General features: G+C 65.3%; 16 protein-coding genes. 12 read left to right on the top strand and 4 right to left on the bottom strand.

The genetic code is table 11. From position 1 onward, the window contains the following. The first annotated feature begins 185 nt into the window (after positions 1-185). A complete protein-coding gene (locus JW958_13660; GenBank protein ID MBN1827300.1) occupies positions 186-1,070 on the top strand; it encodes an SUMF1/EgtB/PvdO family nonheme iron enzyme in 885 nt (294 codons plus the stop codon). Between the two features lie 124 nt (positions 1,071-1,194). Here JW958_13660 and JW958_13655 read toward each other — a convergent pair whose 3' ends face one another. The 3 genes from JW958_13655 to JW958_13645 all read right to left on the bottom strand — a co-directional run bounded on the left by JW958_13655 (position 1,195) and on the right by JW958_13645 (position 5,007). Then, entirely contained in the window at positions 1,195-2,592 is a 1,398-nt protein-coding gene (locus JW958_13655; GenBank protein ID MBN1827299.1) for a hypothetical protein, read from the bottom strand. Positions 2,593-2,603: 11 nt separating this feature from the next. After that, positions 2,604-3,179: a hypothetical protein gene (locus tag JW958_13650; GenBank protein ID MBN1827298.1), complete on the bottom strand. Its 576-nt coding sequence runs from the start codon at positions 3,177-3,179 to the stop codon at positions 2,604-2,606. Positions 3,180-3,477: 298 nt separating this feature from the next. Then, complete coding sequence (locus tag JW958_13645) at positions 3,478-5,007, bottom strand: aromatic amino acid lyase (protein MBN1827297.1); 1,530 nt, start codon at positions 5,005-5,007, stop codon at positions 3,478-3,480. A gap of 789 nt (positions 5,008-5,796) precedes the next feature. On the opposite strand from JW958_13645, the gene JW958_13640 reads away from it, so the two are divergent. The 9 genes from JW958_13640 (at position 5,797) to JW958_13600 (ending at position 13,737) form a co-directional block, all read left to right on the top strand. Then, positions 5,797-6,492 carry an SDR family oxidoreductase gene (locus JW958_13640; GenBank protein ID MBN1827296.1) on the top strand — a complete coding sequence of 232 codons (696 nt, stop codon included), beginning with the start codon at positions 5,797-5,799 and terminating at the stop codon, positions 6,490-6,492. Positions 6,493-6,597: 105 nt separating this feature from the next. Beyond that, on the top strand, positions 6,598-6,774 hold the full coding sequence (locus JW958_13635) for a hypothetical protein (GenBank protein MBN1827295.1): 177 nt from the start codon (positions 6,598-6,600) through the stop codon (positions 6,772-6,774). Positions 6,775-6,787: 13 nt separating this feature from the next. Continuing rightward, the gene (locus JW958_13630; GenBank protein ID MBN1827294.1) at positions 6,788-7,213 is read left to right on the top strand and encodes a DUF3788 family protein; all 426 of its coding nucleotides are present in this window, start codon (positions 6,788-6,790) and stop codon (positions 7,211-7,213) included. 149 nt (positions 7,214-7,362) lie between these two features. After that, positions 7,363-8,235, top strand: a complete 873-nt coding sequence (locus tag JW958_13625; protein MBN1827293.1) for a pentapeptide repeat-containing protein — start codon at positions 7,363-7,365, stop codon at positions 8,233-8,235. 106 nt (positions 8,236-8,341) lie between these two features. Beyond that, on the top strand, positions 8,342-8,944 hold the full coding sequence (locus JW958_13620) for a hypothetical protein (GenBank protein ID MBN1827292.1): 603 nt from the start codon (positions 8,342-8,344) through the stop codon (positions 8,942-8,944). A gap of 138 nt (positions 8,945-9,082) precedes the next feature. Beyond that, positions 9,083-10,345, top strand: a complete 1,263-nt coding sequence (locus JW958_13615; protein ID MBN1827291.1) for an ankyrin repeat domain-containing protein — start codon at positions 9,083-9,085, stop codon at positions 10,343-10,345. A 166-nt stretch (positions 10,346-10,511) separates the two neighbouring features. Further along, positions 10,512-11,537 (top strand): saccharopine dehydrogenase NADP-binding domain-containing protein, encoded by a 1,026-nt coding sequence (locus JW958_13610; protein ID MBN1827290.1) that lies wholly within the window; start codon positions 10,512-10,514, stop codon positions 11,535-11,537. Next, the gene (locus JW958_13605; protein ID MBN1827289.1) at positions 11,534-12,664 is read left to right on the top strand and encodes an alanine racemase; all 1,131 of its coding nucleotides are present in this window, start codon (positions 11,534-11,536) and stop codon (positions 12,662-12,664) included. Before JW958_13610 ends, JW958_13605 begins: the two co-directional genes overlap by 4 nt. 188 nt (positions 12,665-12,852) lie before the next feature. Further along, positions 12,853-13,737 carry a hypothetical protein gene (locus tag JW958_13600; protein MBN1827288.1) on the top strand — a complete coding sequence of 295 codons (885 nt, stop codon included), beginning with the start codon at positions 12,853-12,855 and terminating at the stop codon, positions 13,735-13,737. 128 nt (positions 13,738-13,865) lie between these two features. Here the strand turns inward: JW958_13600 and amrS are convergent, their stop codons facing one another. Next, positions 13,866-14,897, bottom strand: a complete 1,032-nt coding sequence (gene amrS, locus JW958_13595) for an AmmeMemoRadiSam system radical SAM enzyme (protein ID MBN1827287.1) — start codon at positions 14,895-14,897, stop codon at positions 13,866-13,868. Between the two features lie 199 nt (positions 14,898-15,096). Between amrS and JW958_13590 the strand changes: the two genes are divergently transcribed. After that, positions 15,097-19,014, top strand: a complete 3,918-nt coding sequence (locus JW958_13590) for a PAS domain S-box protein (protein MBN1827286.1) — start codon at positions 15,097-15,099, stop codon at positions 19,012-19,014. Further along, positions 18,992-19,378 (top strand): response regulator, encoded by a 387-nt coding sequence (locus JW958_13585; GenBank protein ID MBN1827285.1) that lies wholly within the window; start codon positions 18,992-18,994, stop codon positions 19,376-19,378. The genes JW958_13590 and JW958_13585 overlap by 23 nt, the downstream gene beginning before the upstream one ends. The last annotated feature ends 18 nt before the right edge of the window (positions 19,379-19,396 follow it).

Raw genomic sequence — 19,396 nt, 5'->3', positions numbered from 1 at the left:
CTGGTCCGCACGCTATTCCTCCCATGATCGGCGATCTCTCCGGAGAGAGCTGATTCCCGAACACTGCCTTCCCCTTGTCGTTGGTTCTTTCGTTTTCGTATTTCCGATCGGCACGTCCGTAAACGCCCCGAGACATGAGAGGGGGGTATGAGATGGCGAGCACTCTCCGCCGGAAAGGAACAACCGTGAAAAGGCTGCTATTGATTTTCGGCCTCGCGCTCTTCTGCTGTTCGTTCTTGTCCTGTGATCTGTTGCAATCGGATTCCGATGACGACGAATCGGGCGATCCCCAGGGGACGACGACCTTCGAGTGGGTCGATATCCCCGCCGGCGCCTATACCTATGGGGACTCCGCCGCCGCTTCGACGATCGATACCGCCTACAAGATCATGAAGTACGAGGTGACCAACGCGCAGTATGTCGCCTTCCTGGAGGAGGCGATAGCGGCGGGGGAGGCGTTTTTCTTTTTCTTGGGCGACAGCGTCGCCAGCACCGTGCAGGGGACTTACGAAGGGGACGAGATGTACAGCGCCGGGACCGTCCCTCTTTTCGACCTGCACGCGTACTCCCAGCATCCCTATGAACAGAGGATCACCTACTCAGGCGGCGCCTTCGTCATCGTCCCCGGATACGAGAACCACCCGGCCGTGCAGGTGACCTGGTTCGGCGCGTACGCCTTCGCGAAGCACTACGGGCTCGCCCTCCCCACCGAGGAGGAGTGGGAGATGGCGGCGCGGGGGAACACGGGGTACCAGTATCCCTGGGGGAACGACGATCCTTGGGACGAGCACGGCGTGATCAACTGCGGCCTCGTCAACTACGGGGACTGCCGCTACGACACGGCGCCCGTGGGCGGCACCAGCGGCGTCAGTCCCTACGGTGTTTGCGAGATGGCGGGGAACGTCTACGAGTGGTGCCACAGCTGGATCGGCGCGGGGAGCTTCGACCGCGTGGTGCGCGGCGGTTCGTGGAACGTCAGCTCCTGGGAGATCCAGACGTTCGCGCGCGGCCATCGCTCTCCGAAACGGAGCTATTGGGACGGCGGTTTCCGCTGCGTGAAGCGGAGCTGATCCGGTAGAACCGCCCGATGGAAATAGGACGGCCGCCACTCCCACGCCGAGGGGGCGGCCGTCTTCTTTTTCGGGGCCTGCGCGTACCCCCGTTCGATGCCGTTGTTTCGTCGCGCCGTTCGCTCTAGCGGTCCTCCTCCGCGCGGAGTTCCGCGCGAATCGCTTCGATCTCCTCGCGAAGCCCGGCGACCTCCTTCTCCAGCCTCGCCGCGTTCGCCGCTTCGGCGGCGGCGCGCTCGGCGCCGACCTCGGGATCGTTCACCGGTCCACCGGCGGTGAGCGGCTCGCTCACGTTTCCGTAGGCGGTGGGAACGTAAAGGAGCGTGAGCGTTTTATCGTAGAGATCGAAGTCCGATACCTGAATTTCCCCGAGGAAGTAGAAGGTGTGGGTGCCCGCCGTGGAAACCGGGAAGAGACCATGAATCGTCACCGGCTGGTTGTAGGTTCCCCAGGGCATCCCGCCGGGTAACTGCAGGCTGTAGTAAGGATCGGGCATGACGGTGGTTTGGGTGGAGAGGGCGAAGTGGCAGTCGAAGGCGTACGACGATCCGATGTGCCACTGGACGTGGGCGGTGGCGATGGCCAGTACATACCCGGCTGCGGGGCAGACGATGCTTCGCGAAAGGAGAACCGTCGGCGTGGAGCCGATCCACTGATAGGTGCCGGTCCAGGTGCTGCACGCCACGCCGGGCTCGTCGAGGATCTCCGCCGCGGCGACCGCGTCCCCGGGGAGGGTCACCGTGCTGTTTCCCAGACCGTTCAGATTGAAAAGGGCGGAGCCGGCGGAGCCCGAAAACTCGATCAACGGTGAATTCCGGGAGAAGACCGCGTGGGGTCCGTACTCGGTCCCTCCGGCGAGGCCGCCGATCTCGAGTTGGTTCGCCGCACCGTTGTAGTGGAGGAATATCCCGTAGGTGCCGTCGTCGTCCTCGCTGAAGAGAAAGCGGCTGTCCTCGTTGATGGTCGCTTCGGGGCCGATCATCGCCGATCCGATCGAATCGTTCCCGACGACGTGGAGAGGGTAGAGCGGATCGTCGGTGCCGATCCCCACGTTGCCGCTCACGCCGGAGTACATGTTGTCGCCGTAGATCGTCCAGTCGGCGTCGGCACCGGCGCCGCCGGCGACCACCGCCGAATCGGCCACCGCCGCGCGGATCGCCCAGGGAACGGCGGTGATCTTCATCCGCGGCGTCATCTCCGGATCGGACTCGACGGTGATCCCCATCCAGCGGGGCGTGTCCTCGAAGGTGTTCTCCGTGAGGGGAGAGAGGGAGCCGAGGATCACGCTGAAGACGCCCTCCTCCACGGTGACCGTCCGCGATTCGCACCAGACCGAATCCGCGTCGACGCTGTCCTTGTAGATGGCGAAGAAGACGTCGTAGTCGCCGTCCGGGACGATCGCACCGCCCGCGTCGGTCAGAACCCCTTGGTAGTTCATGAGGCCGGGCACGGCGGCGTGGAGAAGGGACGCGAAGAAGAGAAGGCAGAAGAGCGTGAGAAAGAGACGGGCCGGGTATTTCATGGTTCTCTCCTTTATTTCACGAGGACCATTTTACGAACTTGGTTGGTCGCGCCGATCCGAAGGGCGCAGAAGTAGACGCCGGAGCCGACGGGTGCTCCCCGGTCGTCGGTTCCGTCCCACACCGTCTCGTGCGGGCCCGGGCCGAGCGTTTCGCGGATGAGGGTGCGAACCGCCCGCCCGCCGACGCCGTAGACGACGATCTCCACGGGGCCCGCTTCGGCCGTCTCGTAACGGATCGTGGTCGCCGGGTTGAAGGGATTGGGCGCGTTCGGAAGGAGGGCGTTCCGGAAGATCGGGGGAAGCACGTCCTCCAGGACGCCGGTGGCGACGGCGATCTTTCTCCAGAAGCCGGCGTGGAGATCGATATTCGCGCTTCCGCAGAGGCCGATCGGCGTCGATTGGCCGAGTGTGCCGTTGGAGCGGAAATTGGCGCTCGCCCCGGGGGCGCCTCCGGCGCCGATCGTCGACCAGGGGATGTCGAAGGCGCCCTGCGTTTCTTCCGCGCGGGAGAGTTCCCCCTCGCCCGGACCGGCGAAAGCGGCGGCGGCGAGGAAGAGAAGAAGAGGACCGATCAGGAGAATGCGCATGGGGTTCTCCTTTCGTGGAAACGGTGGGGACGAGAGCCCCCTCCCCGAATCCCGTTATTCGTCTGTTTCGGATGAGAAGCGCATGAATACTTCGCTATCATACCATGGATTCACCGATTGATTGAAGTGGTTCCGTTCTTTCCCCTGATTTTTCCGGCCCGATGCGTTCCGGCGTGAATCGAAAGGTGGATTCGAAAAGGCGTGAAAGGGCCCGGAAGACCGTTATCGATCGAAGAGGGGAATGAAATGGGGAGGGCCGGTTTGGGCCCTCCCCGTTCCTGTTTGATTCACGGCTCGATCAGTAGGTCCTGAGTTCGCCCACCTCGTTCTCCACCGCATCGAGAATCCGCCTGGTCTTCACCAAATCCATCATGGCGTTGTGATCGTTGAAGAGGGGGCGGTCCTCGTCGAGGAAGTCGACCTTCTCGCGGATCGCCGCCTTGGCGGCGAGCGTGCCGCGGCCGGGTGCGTACTTCCGGAAGTCGAGGGACTGCGCGGCCGCCATCAGCTCGATGCCGAGGACCCCGTTGGCGACCTCCAGAATCTGGGCGGTCTTGAGCGCCGAGTTCATCCCCATGGAGACGAAATCCTCCTGGTCCGCGGCCGCCGGGATGGACTGGAAGAAGGCGGGTGTGGAGAGGATCTTCTGCTCGACGATCTGCATGTCCGCGGTGTACTGGCTGAGCATCATGCCGGACATCATTCCCGCCCCCTTGGTGAGGAACGCGGGGAGGCCGACGCTGAGCGCCGGGTTGGTCATCCGGTTGAGGCGCCTCTCGCTGATCACGCAGACCATGGTGATCGCCCCGCCGAGGGTGTCGAGGGGAAGGCTGACCGGCGTCCCCTGGAAGTTCGCGCCGGTGAGGACGACATGATCGTCGGGGAGGAAGATGGGGTTGTCGCCGACGCCGTTCGCTTCGATCTCGATCTGGCTGCGGGTCCAGCGGAGGTGATCGCGCGCCCCGCCGTGCACCTGCGGGGTGGAACGCATGCTGTAGGCGTCCTGAACCTTGACCTTTTCCTTGCCGGTGAGGAGGTCGGAGCCGTCGATCACCTTGCGGATGTTCGCCGCCGACGCGACGGCGCCGCGGAAGCCGCGCAGCTCGTGGAGCCGCCCGTCGTAAGGCTTCATGTTCGCCTTGAGCGCGTCGAGGGTCATCGCCGCGGCGATGTCCGCCATCTTGAGGAAGCGCTCGGCGTCGTATACGGAGAGGCAGCCGATCCCGGTCAGCATGTTGGAGCCGTTGATGGAGGCGAGGCCGTCCCGCGCCCGGAGGCCGGGGATCGGAATGCCCGCCTTCTCGAAGGCGGTCTTGGTCGCCATCCGCTCGCCTTTATAAAAGGCCTCTCCCTCGCCCATCATGGAGAGGGCCATCTGACTCATGGGAGAGAGGTCGCCGCAGGCGCCCACCGATCCCTTGGTGCAGACCACCGGCGTCACTCCTTTGTTGAGCATGGCGACGAGGGTTTCGGTGATCACGGGGCGGCAACCGGAGTAGCCGTTGGCGTGGACGTTGGCGCGAAGGAGCATCGCCGCGCGCACCACTTCTTTCGGGAAGGGATCGCCGATGCCGGCGGCGTGGTTGTAGATGAGGTAGCGCTGGAACTGCTCGACCTGATCGTCGGTGAGAACCACTTCGCTGAATTCGCCGATGCCGGTGTTGACGCCGTACATGATCTCGCGCGCTTGGATGCGCTCCTCGATGAATGCGCGGCATTTGACGATGCGTTCGCGCGCCTCGGGGGCGAGTTCGACCGGTTCGTTGTTTCGTGCGACGGAGACGACGTGCTCGATGGTGAGGTCTTTGCCGGTGATGCGGACGGCCATGCCGATCCTCCAGTGCTCAGGCTCGGGGGAAAATACGAGCGACATCCCGAGCGCGTTTCGGGTTGATCGCTCCCACCCACCCCGCAGCAACCGAGAAGAGGATCTCGATCCGCGTGCGTTGATTATCCTCCCGGCCGGCGATTTACGCAAGAGGGGGGAGGGGAGGATGCCGATTGTAACGTAAGGCGTTGCTATTATGTGTGTTGCGCTATCCATATTGAAATCGCTATCGCTACCGCTTTATTCCCTTCCACCCCCGGCTCTCCCTTCGGGGCACGGTCCGGATGCTCTGCATCCTCCCTCTTCTCGCTCGCCGACCCACCTCCATCCGCCCCGATAAATGCTCGACAGATTTTTTATCATCTCGACGGAGGCGGGCTTCGGTGGGTGCCCGGCGAGTCGAGACGGCACCGAGAGGGAGCCCGGCGGGGGAAGGGGAGGGCCGCCTCGGTACCGAATTCTCTTTTCGAGGAGCAGAGCGACGAGAAAAGGTATCCGGTACCCACAGCCTTACTATCGCTATCGGGATTGAAAGCCCCTCGTAACCTGATTCACTTTTCCGGAGCGGAGCGGAGGAAAAGGTATCTGGTTACGAGGATCCGCGAAGGGCTTGCCATCGCTATCGGGATCGGGATCGCTATCGCAATCGAAATCATTTTCTCCCTCTCCCGCTTGCGGGAGAGGGAGAAGGCCAATACCAAGGCGCCGGCGATATTGTCTGCAAACCGGAGGGGCGAAAACGTCTATACTCGTGTTCGTTCGAGGGGGATGAATCAAGCGAGGTGAGGTATGCACGCTCTGTCAGGCAAGTGGGCGCTCGTCACGGGTTCGAGCAGGGGAATCGGGCAACGGATCGCGGTGGGGTTGGCGGGGGAAGGGTGCAACGTGATCCTTCACGCCCGCACGATCGGACATTTGGACGAGACCGTTCACGTGCTGAAAGACCATGACGTCGAACAGGTCACCGTCGAGGGCGATCTCGCGACGGACGCCGGCGTGCTGGCGGTGATCGACGGCGTGCGTGAAAAACCGGGCCGCGTCGACATTCTCTACAACAACGCCGCGGTGCAGAACGAATGGCGGAGCATTTGGGAGATTCCCAAGAAGGTCTGGGAAGAGACGTTCCAGATCAACCTGCACGCGCTCGTGGCGATGTGCAACGCCTTCGTTCCCGGAATGATCGAGCGAAGATTCGGGCGGGTCGTCAACATCACCTCGGGGATCCGGGATGTCCCGCATCTCGCGCCCTACGGTGTTTCCAAGGCGGCGGTCGACAAGTACACGCTGGATCTGGCGGCGGAACTACGTGATACCGGCGTTCTGGTGAACACCTTGGACCCCGGTTGGCTCAAAACGGACATGGGCGGCCCTCACGCCGATCATGAAATCGACACCGTTCTGCCCGGCGCCCTCGTCCCGGCGCTCTTGGACGACGATGGTCCCCGCGGACGCCGGTACTCGGTCCAGGACCGGGAGTGGATTTAGCGGCGCGGCGGCGAGATCGCCGGGGGGTGGACGGGCGCCAGAACCTCTCACCTCACCATGATTCTCTCGGCGCTCACGCTGGGCGGAAACCGCGAAGCCGGGTACGTGCGCCGAACTCTGCTGATCGGCGGAGCGTTGTGCCTCGCGGGAGGTGCCGGCCCGATTTCCGGATGGATGCTTCTGCAGAACGTCGCCGTGCTGGGGTACGCCGTCGCCTTACCAATAGCCGCCGGCCTCCTCGCGCGCCTGTTCATGAGTACGGCGCCGGTATCGACTTCCTGACTCGGAGAGATGTATGCCGAATGACCGACCCGTTCTAAACGACCCGGATCAGTTCCCGACGGAAGAGGTGGTCTTCTCCCATATCGGGAAGAGAAAGGTCGTGTGGGAGGCGCTTTTCGGCGCGCTGCACGAGCGGCATCCGGAGTTCGAGGAGGAATGGAGGTATTACAAGGACGGGAAGAGCTGGCTCATGAAGGTGACGCGGAAGTCGAAGACGATCTTCTGGGTTTCCGTGAGGAAGAACGCGTTTCTCGTCGCATTTTATTTCTCGGACAGGGCCGAGGAGAGAATCCTGAAAAGCGTTCTATCGGAGGAGAGGAAGGAGGAATTCAAGAGCGGGAAGAAGCACAGAAAAATCCGGCCGATCGCGATCCGGATGGAGGAGAAGAAGGACATCGAGGACGTGGAGGAACTGATCGGCATCCGAATGAATGTGTAGAAAGGGAAAGTGGAGGCCGCCGACGATCCTTAAAAATAAGAAAGGAAGCATATAGACCGAAAGCAAAACATGCCGTATAGTGGTGCCGTCGACATCGGTGCGTTTCCCGACGGACGACGTGCGTTATGATTTCGAGTGAGGCGGCGACCATGAACCGTCCGGATTCCCGCTATCGACCTACCCCGTCCATCCTCTTCGCGGTCTTCCTCCTGATCGCCTTTCTCCCGTCCGGTTGCGCGGACAGGCGTTTCCAGGCATGGGACATCCTCAATTCGACGAGAGGAATGCAGGGGAGTGTGGGAAGATCCGAGGCGCTGGAGTATCTGTGTCAACGCGGTTCGTCTCTCAGGAAAATCGACCTTTCCGATGTCTGGCTGGACGAGATCGATCTGAGCGGAGCGAAGATGGAGGAAGTCGATCTGCGGAGGGCGCACATAAAGAACGTGGATTTCACGGGAGCGGAACTCGCCAGCGTGAATCTGGACGATGCGTGGCTCTGGAACGTCACGTTTCGAGAAGCCGACCTGATGAACGCCAGCCTGCGGGGAACGAAGATCGTTCTGGTCGATCTTCGCGGCGCGGATCTACGGTTCGCCGATCTGGAAGAGGCGACCATGATGCTGGTCGACCTGGAGGGGGCCGATCTGCGAAAAGCGTCCCTGCGGCACGTCGGATTTTGTGCTCGTCCGGAGCAATCGTCCTTTCTGTGCGGGGCGAATTTCCGTGGAGCCGACCTACGGGAAGCCGATCTATGCCGCGTGAGGGAGTGGAAGAACATCGTCGACTTCCGAGGAGCGAACCTGGCGGACGCGAGGATTTCCAAGATTGAATTCCGACAGTGGGCCGTCGACACGATGATGGCGGTCGAGGAGCCTTTCGACGGAGTCTGGCACCCGATTCGAGACGAAATCCTTTCCGAGAGAAGCCCCGATTACTATGAAGAGTGGGTCGACCGGGACTGGGACGAGGCGTTCGACGTCATGCTCGGAAACGGTCGTGACCCTATGGATGTCCGTCGTTAAGGAACCGCGCTTCGCGCCCGCTCATTCCATTTGACGAAGCGAAGTCCGTCTTCTAACTTCTCCCCATGTCGCCGCATCATCGGGATCCCAACGAAGGAGCGCGGGGATGATGGAAACCCGGGGCCGCTTTCCGATCGGCCGGATGCTGTTCGAGGTCGTTCTCATATTGCTCGGTGTGTTTCTGGGACTCTTCGTCAACGAGAAGAGGATCGAGCAGAGGGAGAAGGCGCGGGCGGAGGAATCCTTGACGCTGATCCGCGCGGAAATGGAGTTCAACAAGGGGCAGATCGACGCGATCGCCCCTCATCACGCCGTCGTGCGGGATTCCCTGCACGCTCTCCTCACCCGGATGGACGGATCCGAGAAGCCGGTGAGTCTGGGTGTTCTTTGGACGGCGATACCGGGCGGATTCGGGGTGCCCGAGTTGCAGAGACATGCGTGGGATCTGGCGACGCGTTTGGGGACCCTCGAACATCTGGATTACCGAACGCTCTTGCGACTGTCCCTGACATACGAGCTGCAGGAGTTCTACACGAGGAAATACGACCGCCTGGCGGACAATCTCTACCTCGCGTCCAACGCCGACCCGAGCAGTCGAAACGGTCTGGTCCTCGCGCTCTCCCTTCTCGCCGGGGACGTGGTGATTCACGAGGAGGACCTAGCCGAGGCGTACGGTAAGGCGATCGAGCATCTGGACGAGATGCGGTAAAGGCACCCTCGCCCCGGCCCTCTTCCGCTCTCGGTGCAGGACATCTCCCCGCTTCGCCCGGAGGGAATCCGGCATCGAAGCCGTCGCTTCACCGAAAAAGCTCCCTGTGATAATCTGCGGGGGAGAGGGGGCGAAACGGTGACAATCCCGCGGGCGATGCGATGGATCGGTCGGTTCACGTTGGCGGCCGCGCTCTCCCTGCCCGCCGCCGCGCACGCCAAGACCCTCTACGCGGCGATTCTGGACGGCGACGCGCCCGCCGTCGATTCCCTCCTCCGCGCCGGGGCGCCCGCGAACGGCCTCCTCTGGGAGGGCCGGGAGACGCGGGGGTATCCCCTTCCGTGGGCCGTGCAGCTGGGCCGCTACGATCTGGTCCGCATCCTCCTCGATCACGGCGCCGACCCCAACCATCCCCCCGCCCCTTCGCCCCTCCGTCTCGCCATCGACAAGGGGGACGCCAAGATCGCCCGCGCTCTTCTCGCGCGGGGCGCGTCGCGTGACGTCCGCGATCGGGCCGGGTTCACCCCTCTCCACTACGCCGCGCGCGCCGGGCGCGAGGAGATCGTCCACCTCCTCCTCGGTTTCGGCGCGGACCCGCGCGCCGCGGCGGACGACGGGAGCACTCCGCTCGAGACCGCGATCGCCGCCGGCCGGCGCGCCGCCGCGGAACGCCTCCTCAAGGCGGGCGCCCCTCTCGACGCGCGCACACGCCTCGCGGCGATCCGCGCGGGGCTCGCGGACTGGCCCCCTCTTCAAGAAGCGCTCCTTCGGGAGAGAGAGGCGCGGAACAGGCTCGTCTGCGAAAGGGTGGTTCGCTCGCGGAGCTACGCCGAGGTCGCCCGCTTTCTGGAACACGCGCCGGACGTCCCCTGCCGCGCCGCGCTCGAAGCCCTCTTGGACGCCTTCCGTCCGGAGCCGGTCGTCGAGCCGCGCCTCGTCCTCTGGGAGGGAGCGGAGAGAGTCCGTCCGATGGCGATGCCGGGGCGCTCCTCGCTCGCCCACCCTCTGGACGGGGAGGCGGCGCTCGTCGAAGCGCTCGCCCGCGGCGGCGAACCGGTCCGCGTGCGCCACCTCCACGGGCCGATCGACCTGCGCGCCGACGACTTCCTTCTCCTCGACGCCGGGGCGCGCGTTCCCGACACGGACGTCCGCGCCGGTCCCGCGCTTCTCGCTCTCCGCGCCTCCTCGCTGGACGGCTACTTCTCCGTCGATCCGATCGACGAGGAGGGACTCTGGACGCTGAACGGCCTCGCCCTCGTCCCGGTCGGCACGCGCGTGCGGATCGACGGCGAGCGGCCGGTCCACCTCTTCGGCCTCGACGTCGCCGCCGGGGAGATCACCGTGCTGCCTGAGGGGATCCGGCTGGAGACGGGCGCCGTGCTTTACCGGCTCCCGTGGTAGTGGGGGGGAGGATGCGCGCGATCGTTCTGGGAACGGGGATGCAGGGCCGCGCGGCGGTGGCGGATTTTGCCGAGCGGGGAGGCTTCGATCGGGTGATCGCCGCCGACATCGATCCGAAAGGAGCGCGCGCCGCTCTTCGGGGAACGCCGGGCGTGGAGTGCGTGGAGTGGACGCCGGCGATCCCGAGGCTCTCGGCCGTCTCTTCCGCGGCGGGGACGCGGTCTGCGTCGACCTTCTCCCGATTCCCCTTCACGCGGGGGTCGTCCGGGCGGCGGTCCGGGCCGGTGTGCACGTGGTGACGGCGTCTTATCCGGGGGATGAGATGGAGGACGCGGGGGAGGAGGCGCGCCGGAGGGGGCTCGCCCTTCTCCCCGGGCTCGGGATGGACCCGGGGATCGACCTGGTCCTCCTCGGCGAGGCGGCGCGGCGGCTCGACCATCTGACCCGTCTCCTGAGCTACGGCGCCGGCTTCCCCGCGCGGGGCGCCGACGACAATCCCCTTCGCTATAAAGTGACCTGGAACTTCGAGGGGACGGTCCGCTCCTACCACCGCTCGGCCCGGATCATCCGGGAGGGACGGGCGGTCGTCATTCCGGCGGGGATGATCTTCGATCCCTCGAACATTCATACCGTGCATGTCGACGGGCAGGGGGAGCTGGAGGCGTATCCCAACGGGGACGCCGCCGCCTGGCTCGACCATCTCGACGCGGACCTCTCCGGCCTCCGGGAGTTCGGCCGCTACGTCCTCCGCCGGCCGGGGCACGCCGCCGTCTGGAAGATGATGGCGGACCTCGGCCTTCTGGACGACGAACCGGTGGAGGTCGGCGGCGCATCGGTCGACCGGAAGTCGTATCTCGCCGAGGCGCTGGGGCCGCGCCTCCGTTATCGCCCGGGGGAGAGGGACGTGGTGGTGGTCCGCGTCGACGCCGAGGGAACCCGCGCGGGTCGCCCCCTCCGCGTCCGCTTCGAGCTGACCGTCCTCGGCGACGAGCGTTTTACCGCCATGAGCCGCACCGTCGGATTCCCCGCCGCCATCGGCGCGCGCATGATCGCGGACGGCGCCATCCCCGCCCGCGGTCTCCTCTCGCCGGAGCGGGACGTCCCCTTCGCCCCCTTCGCCGCCGCCCTCGCCGATCGGGGGCTGCCGATCCGGGTGGATGAATCGCCCCGCGCCGGAAAGGAAAACCGATGAACGCCGCTGATGGAATCCCCGAGGCGCTCCGCCGCATCGTCCGCCCAACGCTCATCCTCGACCGCGCACGCGCGCTCCGGAACATCGACCGGATGGCCGAGAAGGCGCGCCGCGCCGGCGTCCGCCTCCGCCCCCATTTCAAGACCCACCAATCCCCGGAAATCGGCTCCTGGTTCCGGGAGAGAGGGGTGACGGGGATCACCGTCTCCTCGGTCCGGATGGCGGAGCGCTTCGCCGCCGCCGGCTGGAAGGACATCACCATCGCGTTTCCGGTGAACGTTTTGGAGATGAACGGAATTCGCCGGCTCGCGCGGCGGATCCGCCTCGGCCTTCTCGTCGACGCCGAAGAATCCTTCGACGCCGTCGAGCGCGATCTCGACGTTCCCGTCGGGATCTGGATCAAGGTGGACGTCGGCCCGCGCCGCTCCGGCGTATCCTGGGACCGGCCGGAAAGGATCGCCTCCCTCGCCGGGCGGGTCGGACGCTCCCGCCGCCACGCCCTCGCCGGGATCCTCACCCACGACGGGCGCACCTACGCCGCCCGCTCGCCGGAAGAGATCCTCCGCCTCCACGCCGAATCACTTGTTCGGATGGCGCGGGCGCGGGAATCGGCCTCCGCCGCCGCCGGGGGCGCGCCCCTCCCGATCTCTGTGGGGGACACGCCCTCCTGCGCGCTCGCCGACCGCTTCGATCCGGCGGAGGAGATCCGTCCCGGGAACTTCGTCTTCTACGACGCGATGCAGATGGAGCTGGGGAGCTGCGCGCCGGACGAGATCGCCGTCGCCGTCGCCTGCCCGGTCGTCGGCCGGCGGATTCGGGAGGGGGAACTGGTCCTTTACGGCGGGGCGGTTCACTTCGCAAAGGAGTCCGTCGTCGACCGGGAGGGGCGGACCGTCTACGGTTATCTGGGCGCGTGGGAGGAGGGCGGCTTCGGCGCGGCGGACGCGCGCGCGCCGATCCTTCAGGTGTCGCAGGAGCACTCCGTCGCCCACGTCGGCGGCGGGCGGGCTTCGCGCGCGGCGATCGGCGACCTCGTGCCTGTGATCCCCTCCCACAGCTGCCACGCCTCGGCCCTCCACCGCGGCTATCTCACCCTGGAGGGGACGCGGATCGCGCGGATCGGATGACCCGCGCAGAAGGCGCCCTTCCGACCGCTCCCCAACGCCGCCGCGTTCTCCGCCGCCCACGCCGCCATGGCCGCCGAGCCGATTCTCCTTGCCAAGCCGCTCTTCGATGTGAGAACGAATCAGAGGGGCGCGGCGCCCGAATCCCGAACGAAACGAGCCCGCGCCGTGGGATGAAAAGGAGGGAGAAGATGAACGGGAGAACGATCCGCATCGGTGCGGCACTGGTGTTGCTCGCCGGGCTCGCGTTTCTCGTCGGGTGCGGCGGCGGCGCGAAAGAGGACAAGGGCCAGATCCTGCAGGGAGTCGGTTTCTCCACGCCCGAGTCGATCCTTCACGACGAGCAGGGAGATTTCTATCTCATCGCCAACATCAACGGCGACCCTTCCGCCGAGGACGGAAACGGTTTCATCACGCGCTTCGGCCCGGCGACCATGCAGATGGAGATCCGTTGGATCGACGGCGCCCGTGAGGGGATCGTCCTCGACGCGCCCAAGGGGATGGCGATCCACGGCGACCGCCTCTACGTGGCGGACATCCACACGCTCCGCGTCTTCAACCGGAACACCGGCTTTCCGGTGGAGGACATTCCGATCGAGGGCTCCCTCTTCCTGAACGACGTGGCGGCGGCGCCGAACGGAGTCGTTTACGTCACCGACACCGAGGCGAACGTGATCTGGCGCGTGTCGACGGAGGGGGTGGTGGATACATTCGCCGCGGGCGAGGCGCTCGGCCACCCCAACGGCATCACGGTGAGCGAGGGCGTGGTCTTCGCCGTCGGCGGCAATCGCCTCTACGAAGTGCGGCACGACGGAACGATCCACGACGTGGCGACCCTGCCCGCCGGCGGTCTGGACGGGCTCGTCCCTCTCCCGATCCGCGGCTTTCTCGTCTCCAGCTGGGAGGGATCGGCGGTCTACATGGTGCAACCGGACGGCGGCATCGGCGTGATCGCCGGCGAGCTTCCCGCGCCCGCGGACATCGGCTGGGACAACAAGCGGCTCCGTCTGCTGATCCCCTTCTTCCGGAGCGATCGGGTGGAGGCGAGGCCGGTGGGGCGGCGCGTCGAGTCGTAGCCGGGCCGGCGCGCCTCCGGACCGGGTATCGCGATATACCGGGAATATGTCGTAGCCGGGCCGGCGGCGGTCATCGAACGACGGGGAATCGGCGGAGGCGTCCGCGCCTTCGTCCCGGGCCGCTCGCCTTACTCGAAAACCCCCGGGACCGCCGCGCCGCAGTCCGGGCAGGCGTCTCCGCGAAGGCGGTTCGCCCGCACCGAATGCCAATCCCTCTCGATGAGCGTCGCGCCGCAGCCGGGGCAGGAGGTGATCGATCCCTCTCGATCGAGGATGTTTCCGACATAAACGAAACGAAGTCCCTCGGCGATGGCGATCTCCCGCGCCTCCCGAAGCCCGGCCGGCGCCGTGCGGGGGCGGTCGGTCATCCGGTAGTCGGGGTGGAAGGCGGAGAAGTGAAGGGGGGTGTCGGCGCCCAGGTTTTCGGCGATCCATGCGCACTCCCGGCGGATCTCGCCGGGATCGTCGTTCAGGCCGGGGATGAGGAGCGTGGTGACCTCGAGCCAGACCTCGGTCTCCCGGCGCAGCCAGAGGAGCGTCTCCAACACCGGTTCGATCCAGCCGCCCGTCTGTTCCCGGTAGAACTCGTCGGTGAACGCCTTGAGGTCCACATTCGCGGCGTCGGCGTTCCGGAAGATCGCCGCGCGCGCTTCCGGCTCCACGAATCCGTTGGTGACGAGCACGTTCCGGATTCCCGCCCGCCGCGCCTCGGCGGCGCAGTCGATCACGAACTCCCCGAAAACGATCGGCTCGTTGTAGGTGTAGGCGATCGAAACGCAACCTTCCCGGCGGGCGAGGGCGGTGATCTCCCCGGGGGTCGCCCTCAATCCGGAGTCGGGGCGTTCCGAGCGGCTGATGTCCCAGTTCTGGCAGAAGCGGCAGCCCAGATTGCACCCGAGCGTGCCGAAGGAGAAGACGGCGCTTCCGGGGAGGAAGTGGTAGAGAGGCTTCTTTTCGATGGGATCCACGCCGAACCCGGTGGGACGGCCGTAGGCGTCCGAGAGGAGGCGGCCCTTCTCATTCCGACGAACCGCGCAAAAACCGCGATCCCCCTCGCCGATCCGGCAGCCGCGGGGACAGAGGGCGCAGAGGATCCACTCCCCCTCGGGGCGCCACCAGAGGGCGGCGTGGGACTCATCGTTCCTTGAACGGTTCGTCATCGTCCCCTCTCCCTTTTCCGTCCGCCTACCCAACATAACCCCTTGCAACGGCGTCGGCCAGGAGAAATCCAGGCTGTTTTTTCTCATTAAGGATCATTTCTTCGCGGCCGATATATGGAAGGGGGCAAGAGCGGGGGAGCGGTCCGAACTCGAAAGGTTCGTCTTCCTTCGCGCGACGCTCCGCAACGGGGGGATCCTCTTGACACATGAGAAGGACCGCGGCGGAGCGGTTCCGGCCGAAACGGAGGCGCTTCTTCGGCGCATTCGCGAGCTGGAGGCGGAACTGGGCGAAAGGGACCGCAAGGACGCCCTCGTCGACGCCTGCCTTAGCGCGGCGGGCGCGCGTCTCTTCGTGCAGGATCACGATCTCCGCTACACATGGCTCCGCAATCCGGTGGAGGGCTTCGTCGAGGCGGACGTGATCGGCCTGACCGACGCCGATTTCTTCCCTCCCGAGGACGCGGTCCGCCTCGCCGGCGTCAAGAGAGGGGTGCTGGAGACCGGCCTCCCCGCGCATGAAGAAGTGAAGGTTCGCTTGAGCGGCCGTCCGATGGTCTTCGATGTGGTGGCGTCCCCTCTGCGGGACGAGGCGCGAAAGATCACGGGAATCGCCGGCGCCGGCTGGGACGTCACCGAGTCACGCCGGATGCGCGAAGCCCATTTGGCGAACGAGGAACGCCTCCGCCATCTCACCGACCTCGCCTTCGAAGGGATCGCCATCCACAGGGGGGGCGATCTCCTCTTCGTGAACAAGACGTTCGCCGATCTCTTCGGCCGCGACCGGGCCGATCTGATCGGCGGCAACCTGCTCGATCTCCTGGCGCCCGAGTCCGGCGAAACCGCTCGGGAGAGAATCCAGGCCGCCGACATGACTCCCTACGAGGTCTGGATCGTCCGTCCCGACGGCGAGCGACGCTTCTGCGAGGTTTCGGGACGCGCCGTCGATTACTACGGCGAGATGGCCCGTTTCGTTTCCTTCCGGGATGTGACGACCTGCCGCCGCGCCGAGGCCGATCTCCGGGAGAGCGAGGAGACCCTCCGAACGCTTTTCGATTCCGTTCCCGATTCCGTTTTCCTCAAGGACAAGGACCTCCGTTTCCGCAAAATCAACCGGGCGATGGAACGGGTGTTCGGGCGGAAGGAGGCGGAAATCGCCGGACTGACCACGCATGAGGTATTCCAAAAGAACGGTGGGGGTCCGGCGACCGCGGAGGAGGCGGATACCGTCGAGGATTCGGACCGTCGCGTTCTCGCGGGCGAGACGGTGACGCAGAACATCACGGGCATGGTGGGCGAGGACCTCCACTTTTTCCATATCGTGAAGGCTCCCATTCGAAACGAGGCGGGGGATGTGGCGGGCATCTGCGGCATCTCCCACGACGTCACCGAGGAACGCGAAGCAAATCGGATTTTGCGGGAAACCCAGGAAAGACTCTCCCTCGCGCTCAGGGGGGACCGTATCGGAATTTGGGACTGGCATCTCGATACCGGCGAGATCGTGTACACGACCGTGGTCGCTCCCGGAGGAGACGAGCCGATCCGGGAAATGCGGATGCGAGTCGCCGAGTGGTGGGAGAGGATCCACCCGGAGGACCGGCGGGAAGTCTCCCTGACCGTGCGGGATTACCTGGAAGGACGGAACGAGGTTTATGTAGTGGAGATGCGCTATCGGTACGGGGAAGGAACGTATCGATGGATTCGGAATCAGGGGGAGATCACCGAAAGGGACGAGACGGGCCGGCCGATCCGCATGACCGGCACCCACAGGGACATCACCATCGAGAAGCGGTCGGAGGAAGCGATACTGAAGAGCGAGAGCCGCTATCGCAACCTGGTGGACCACTCGCCCATCCCGATTCTGATCCACGCCGAGGAGAAGGTGGTGTTCGTGAATCCCGCGGCTGCGAAAGCCCTCGGCGCGGATCCGGAGGAGCTGATCGGCTTCTCGATTTGGGACATGGTGGCGCCGTCCAGTTGGGAGGTCGCCCGCAAGCGCGTGGATCAGATCTACCGGGAAGGGGTCGAGGTCCCGTTGCTCCGCGTGCGGTTCCGGCACTTCGACGGAACCGAGTTCGACGCGGACGTGGCGGGCACGGGGATCGAGTTCGAGGGGAAAAGGGCTTCGCAGATCGTCTTCCTCGACGTGAGCGAGCGGATCCGGACGGAGAACGCCCTTCGGGGGAGCGAGGAGAAGTATCGCCTGTTGGTGGAAAACGTCGGCGCCGCAATCATCGTCGTCGACGGAGACGGAAAGATCCTCTTCGTCAACGACGTGGCGGCGGCGAGCTTCGGAATGGAAACGGACGGTCTTATGGGCCGGCGGATGGAGGAACTGTTTCCGCCCGAGGTGGCGCAAGCGCAGATGAGCGACGTGCGCGCCGTGATCGAATCGGGGCGGGAGCTCCGGAAGCGACACCAAAGCCTGATCAACGGTGAATGGCGCTGGTTCGACAGCACCGTCCACCCCTACCGGGACGCACGGGGGCGCGTGACGGCGGCGCTGGTCATCGCCACCGACATCACCGATATGCGGAGGAACGAGGAGGATCGGGTTCGCCTCTCCACCGCCGTGGAGAGTCTCGGCGAGTCGGTGATGATCACCGATCCGGAAGGGACCATTCAGTACATCAATCACGCCTTCGAAATGCTGAGCGGTTATTCCCGTGAGGAGGCGGTGGGCCGCCACTCCCGCATACTGAAGAGCGGCGAGCAGGACGAGGCGTTTTATCGCGACCTCTGGGGGACCATTACCCGGGGCCGAGTCTGGCGGGGGAGGATCGTCAACCGGCGAAAGGACGGCGTCCTCTATCACACCGATGCGACGATCTCGCCCATCCGGGACGGCGAAGGCGGGATCATCAACTACGTGGCGGTCAAGAGGGACGTGACCCGAGAAGTGGAGATCCAAGCACGCATCCGACAGGGTCAGAAGATGGAGGCGATCGGCACCCTCGCCGGGGGAATCGCCCACGATTTCAACAACCTGCTCTACGCGATGCTCGGTTTCACAGAAATGGCGCTGGACGAAACGCCGGGGGAAGGGAAGGTCCGGGTCTGCCTCGAACAGGTCCGCGAGGGGGGACGACGGGCGTCGGATCTTGTCCGCCAGATTCTCGCCTTCAGCCGGAAGGACGACCCGGACTTGAGGCCGCTCCGCATCCAGCCGGTGATCCACGAGGCGCTCAAGCTGCTCCGGGGGTCGACGCCTCCGGGGGTGACGATCCGGGAGAGGATCGACGAGAAATGCATGGCGGTCCGCACCGAATCGACGCGGATCCATCAGGTGGTGATGAACCTCTGCGCCAACTCCTTTCACGCCATGAGCGGGAAGGATGGAACGCTGACGGTGGAGCTGCGGGAGACGGCCGTTGCCGCGGGAGAGGAGGGCGCCGCGGGTCTCGCGCCGGGTCGTTACGCGCGGCTCACGGTCCGGGACACGGGAAGAGGAATGAGCGAGAAAACTCTCCGGCGCGTTTTCGAACCTTACTTTACGACAAAAGAGGTCGGAGAGGGGACCGGTCTCGGGCTCGCGGCGGTGCATGGAATCGTCCACGCCCACGGCGGCGACATCCGCCTGGAGAGCAAGCCGGGCGTGGGTACGACGGCGACCGTGTATCTCCCCGTGGCGGGGGCGGGCGGAGAAAAGAAGCCGCGGGTCGCCGGGAAGATCGATGAGACTCCCTCTCACCGGATCGAGGGGGGGAGGGGGGAGAGGATCCTTTACGTGGACGACGATGAACCGGTGTGCGATCTGGGAAAAATGATGATCGAGGGGCTCGGGTATCGCATCGAGGCTTTCACGTCGGGAAAGGGAGCGCTGGAGCGTTTCCGCGTCGAACCGGGCGCCTTCGACCTGATGATCACCGATTGGGTCATGCCGGAGATGAGCGGACTCGATCTGGCGCGCGAGGTCACGCGGATCCGCCCCGATCTTCCCGTGCTTCTCTGCACGGGTAAGACAGTCGACCTGCGGGAGGGGGAAGGGGCCGCAGCCGGCATTCGTCGGCTCATCAAGAAGCCCGTGGAGAAGAAAGAGCTTGCGGGAGCAATACGCGAAGCACTCGACAGCAACGAGAAAGTGGAGGTAGGAACCGGTGCCGCGAATACTGGTGATTGAAGACGACCATCAGGTGCGAATGATGCTCCGGATGATCCTGGAAGAGGCCGGATACGAAGTGGACGATGCGGAGAATGGCGCGAAGGGGTTCGAACGCATCGCCGAGAGGACGCCCGACCTCGTGGTGACGGACATCATCATGCCCGAGAAGGAGGGGCTCGAGGTGATCGCCACGCTTCGCCGCGACTATCCCCGCGTTCCCATTATTGCGATCTCGGGAGGAGGAAGGCTCGGGCCGGAGGACTACCTCGATCTCGCCGGCCGCCTCGGCGCGGACAGCGTTTTCATTAAGCCGGTCGACCGGGACGATCTCCTCCATGTGGTGAGCGAGCTTCTGGAGAGGGAAAGGGCGGGCGCCCGTTGAGCCCGGCCTCCCTTTCGG

The organism is Candidatus Eisenbacteria bacterium, assembly GCA_016930695.1.
Taxonomy (GTDB): Bacteria; Orphanbacterota; Orphanbacteria; order Orphanbacterales; family Orphanbacteraceae; genus JAFGGD01.
The sequence above is the reverse complement of the archived record's forward strand: the minus strand, read 5'-3'. Positions and strand labels throughout refer to the sequence as shown.

Bases quoted from the DNA above. Each gene is read 5' to 3' on its own strand.
- JW958_13620 (MBN1827292.1), top strand. From the start codon at position 8,342: ATGATGGAAACCCGGGGCCGCTTTCCGATCGGCCGGATGCTGTTCGAG.
- JW958_13640 (MBN1827296.1), top strand. From the start codon at position 5,797: ATGCACGCTCTGTCAGGCAAGTGGGCGCTCGTCACGGGTTCGAGCAGG.
- amrS (MBN1827287.1), bottom strand. From the start codon at position 14,897: ATGACGAACCGTTCAAGGAACGATGAGTCCCACGCCGCCCTCTGGTGG.
- JW958_13625 (MBN1827293.1), top strand. From the start codon at position 7,363: ATGAACCGTCCGGATTCCCGCTATCGACCTACCCCGTCCATCCTCTTC.
- JW958_13630 (MBN1827294.1), top strand. From the start codon at position 6,788: ATGCCGAATGACCGACCCGTTCTAAACGACCCGGATCAGTTCCCGACG.
- JW958_13605 (MBN1827289.1), top strand. From the start codon at position 11,534: ATGAACGCCGCTGATGGAATCCCCGAGGCGCTCCGCCGCATCGTCCGC.
- JW958_13650 (MBN1827298.1), bottom strand. From the start codon at position 3,179: ATGCGCATTCTCCTGATCGGTCCTCTTCTTCTCTTCCTCGCCGCCGCC.
- JW958_13600 (MBN1827288.1), top strand. From the start codon at position 12,853: ATGAACGGGAGAACGATCCGCATCGGTGCGGCACTGGTGTTGCTCGCC.
- JW958_13645 (MBN1827297.1), bottom strand. From the start codon at position 5,007: ATGGCCGTCCGCATCACCGGCAAAGACCTCACCATCGAGCACGTCGTC.
- JW958_13655 (MBN1827299.1), bottom strand. From the start codon at position 2,592: ATGAAATACCCGGCCCGTCTCTTTCTCACGCTCTTCTGCCTTCTCTTC.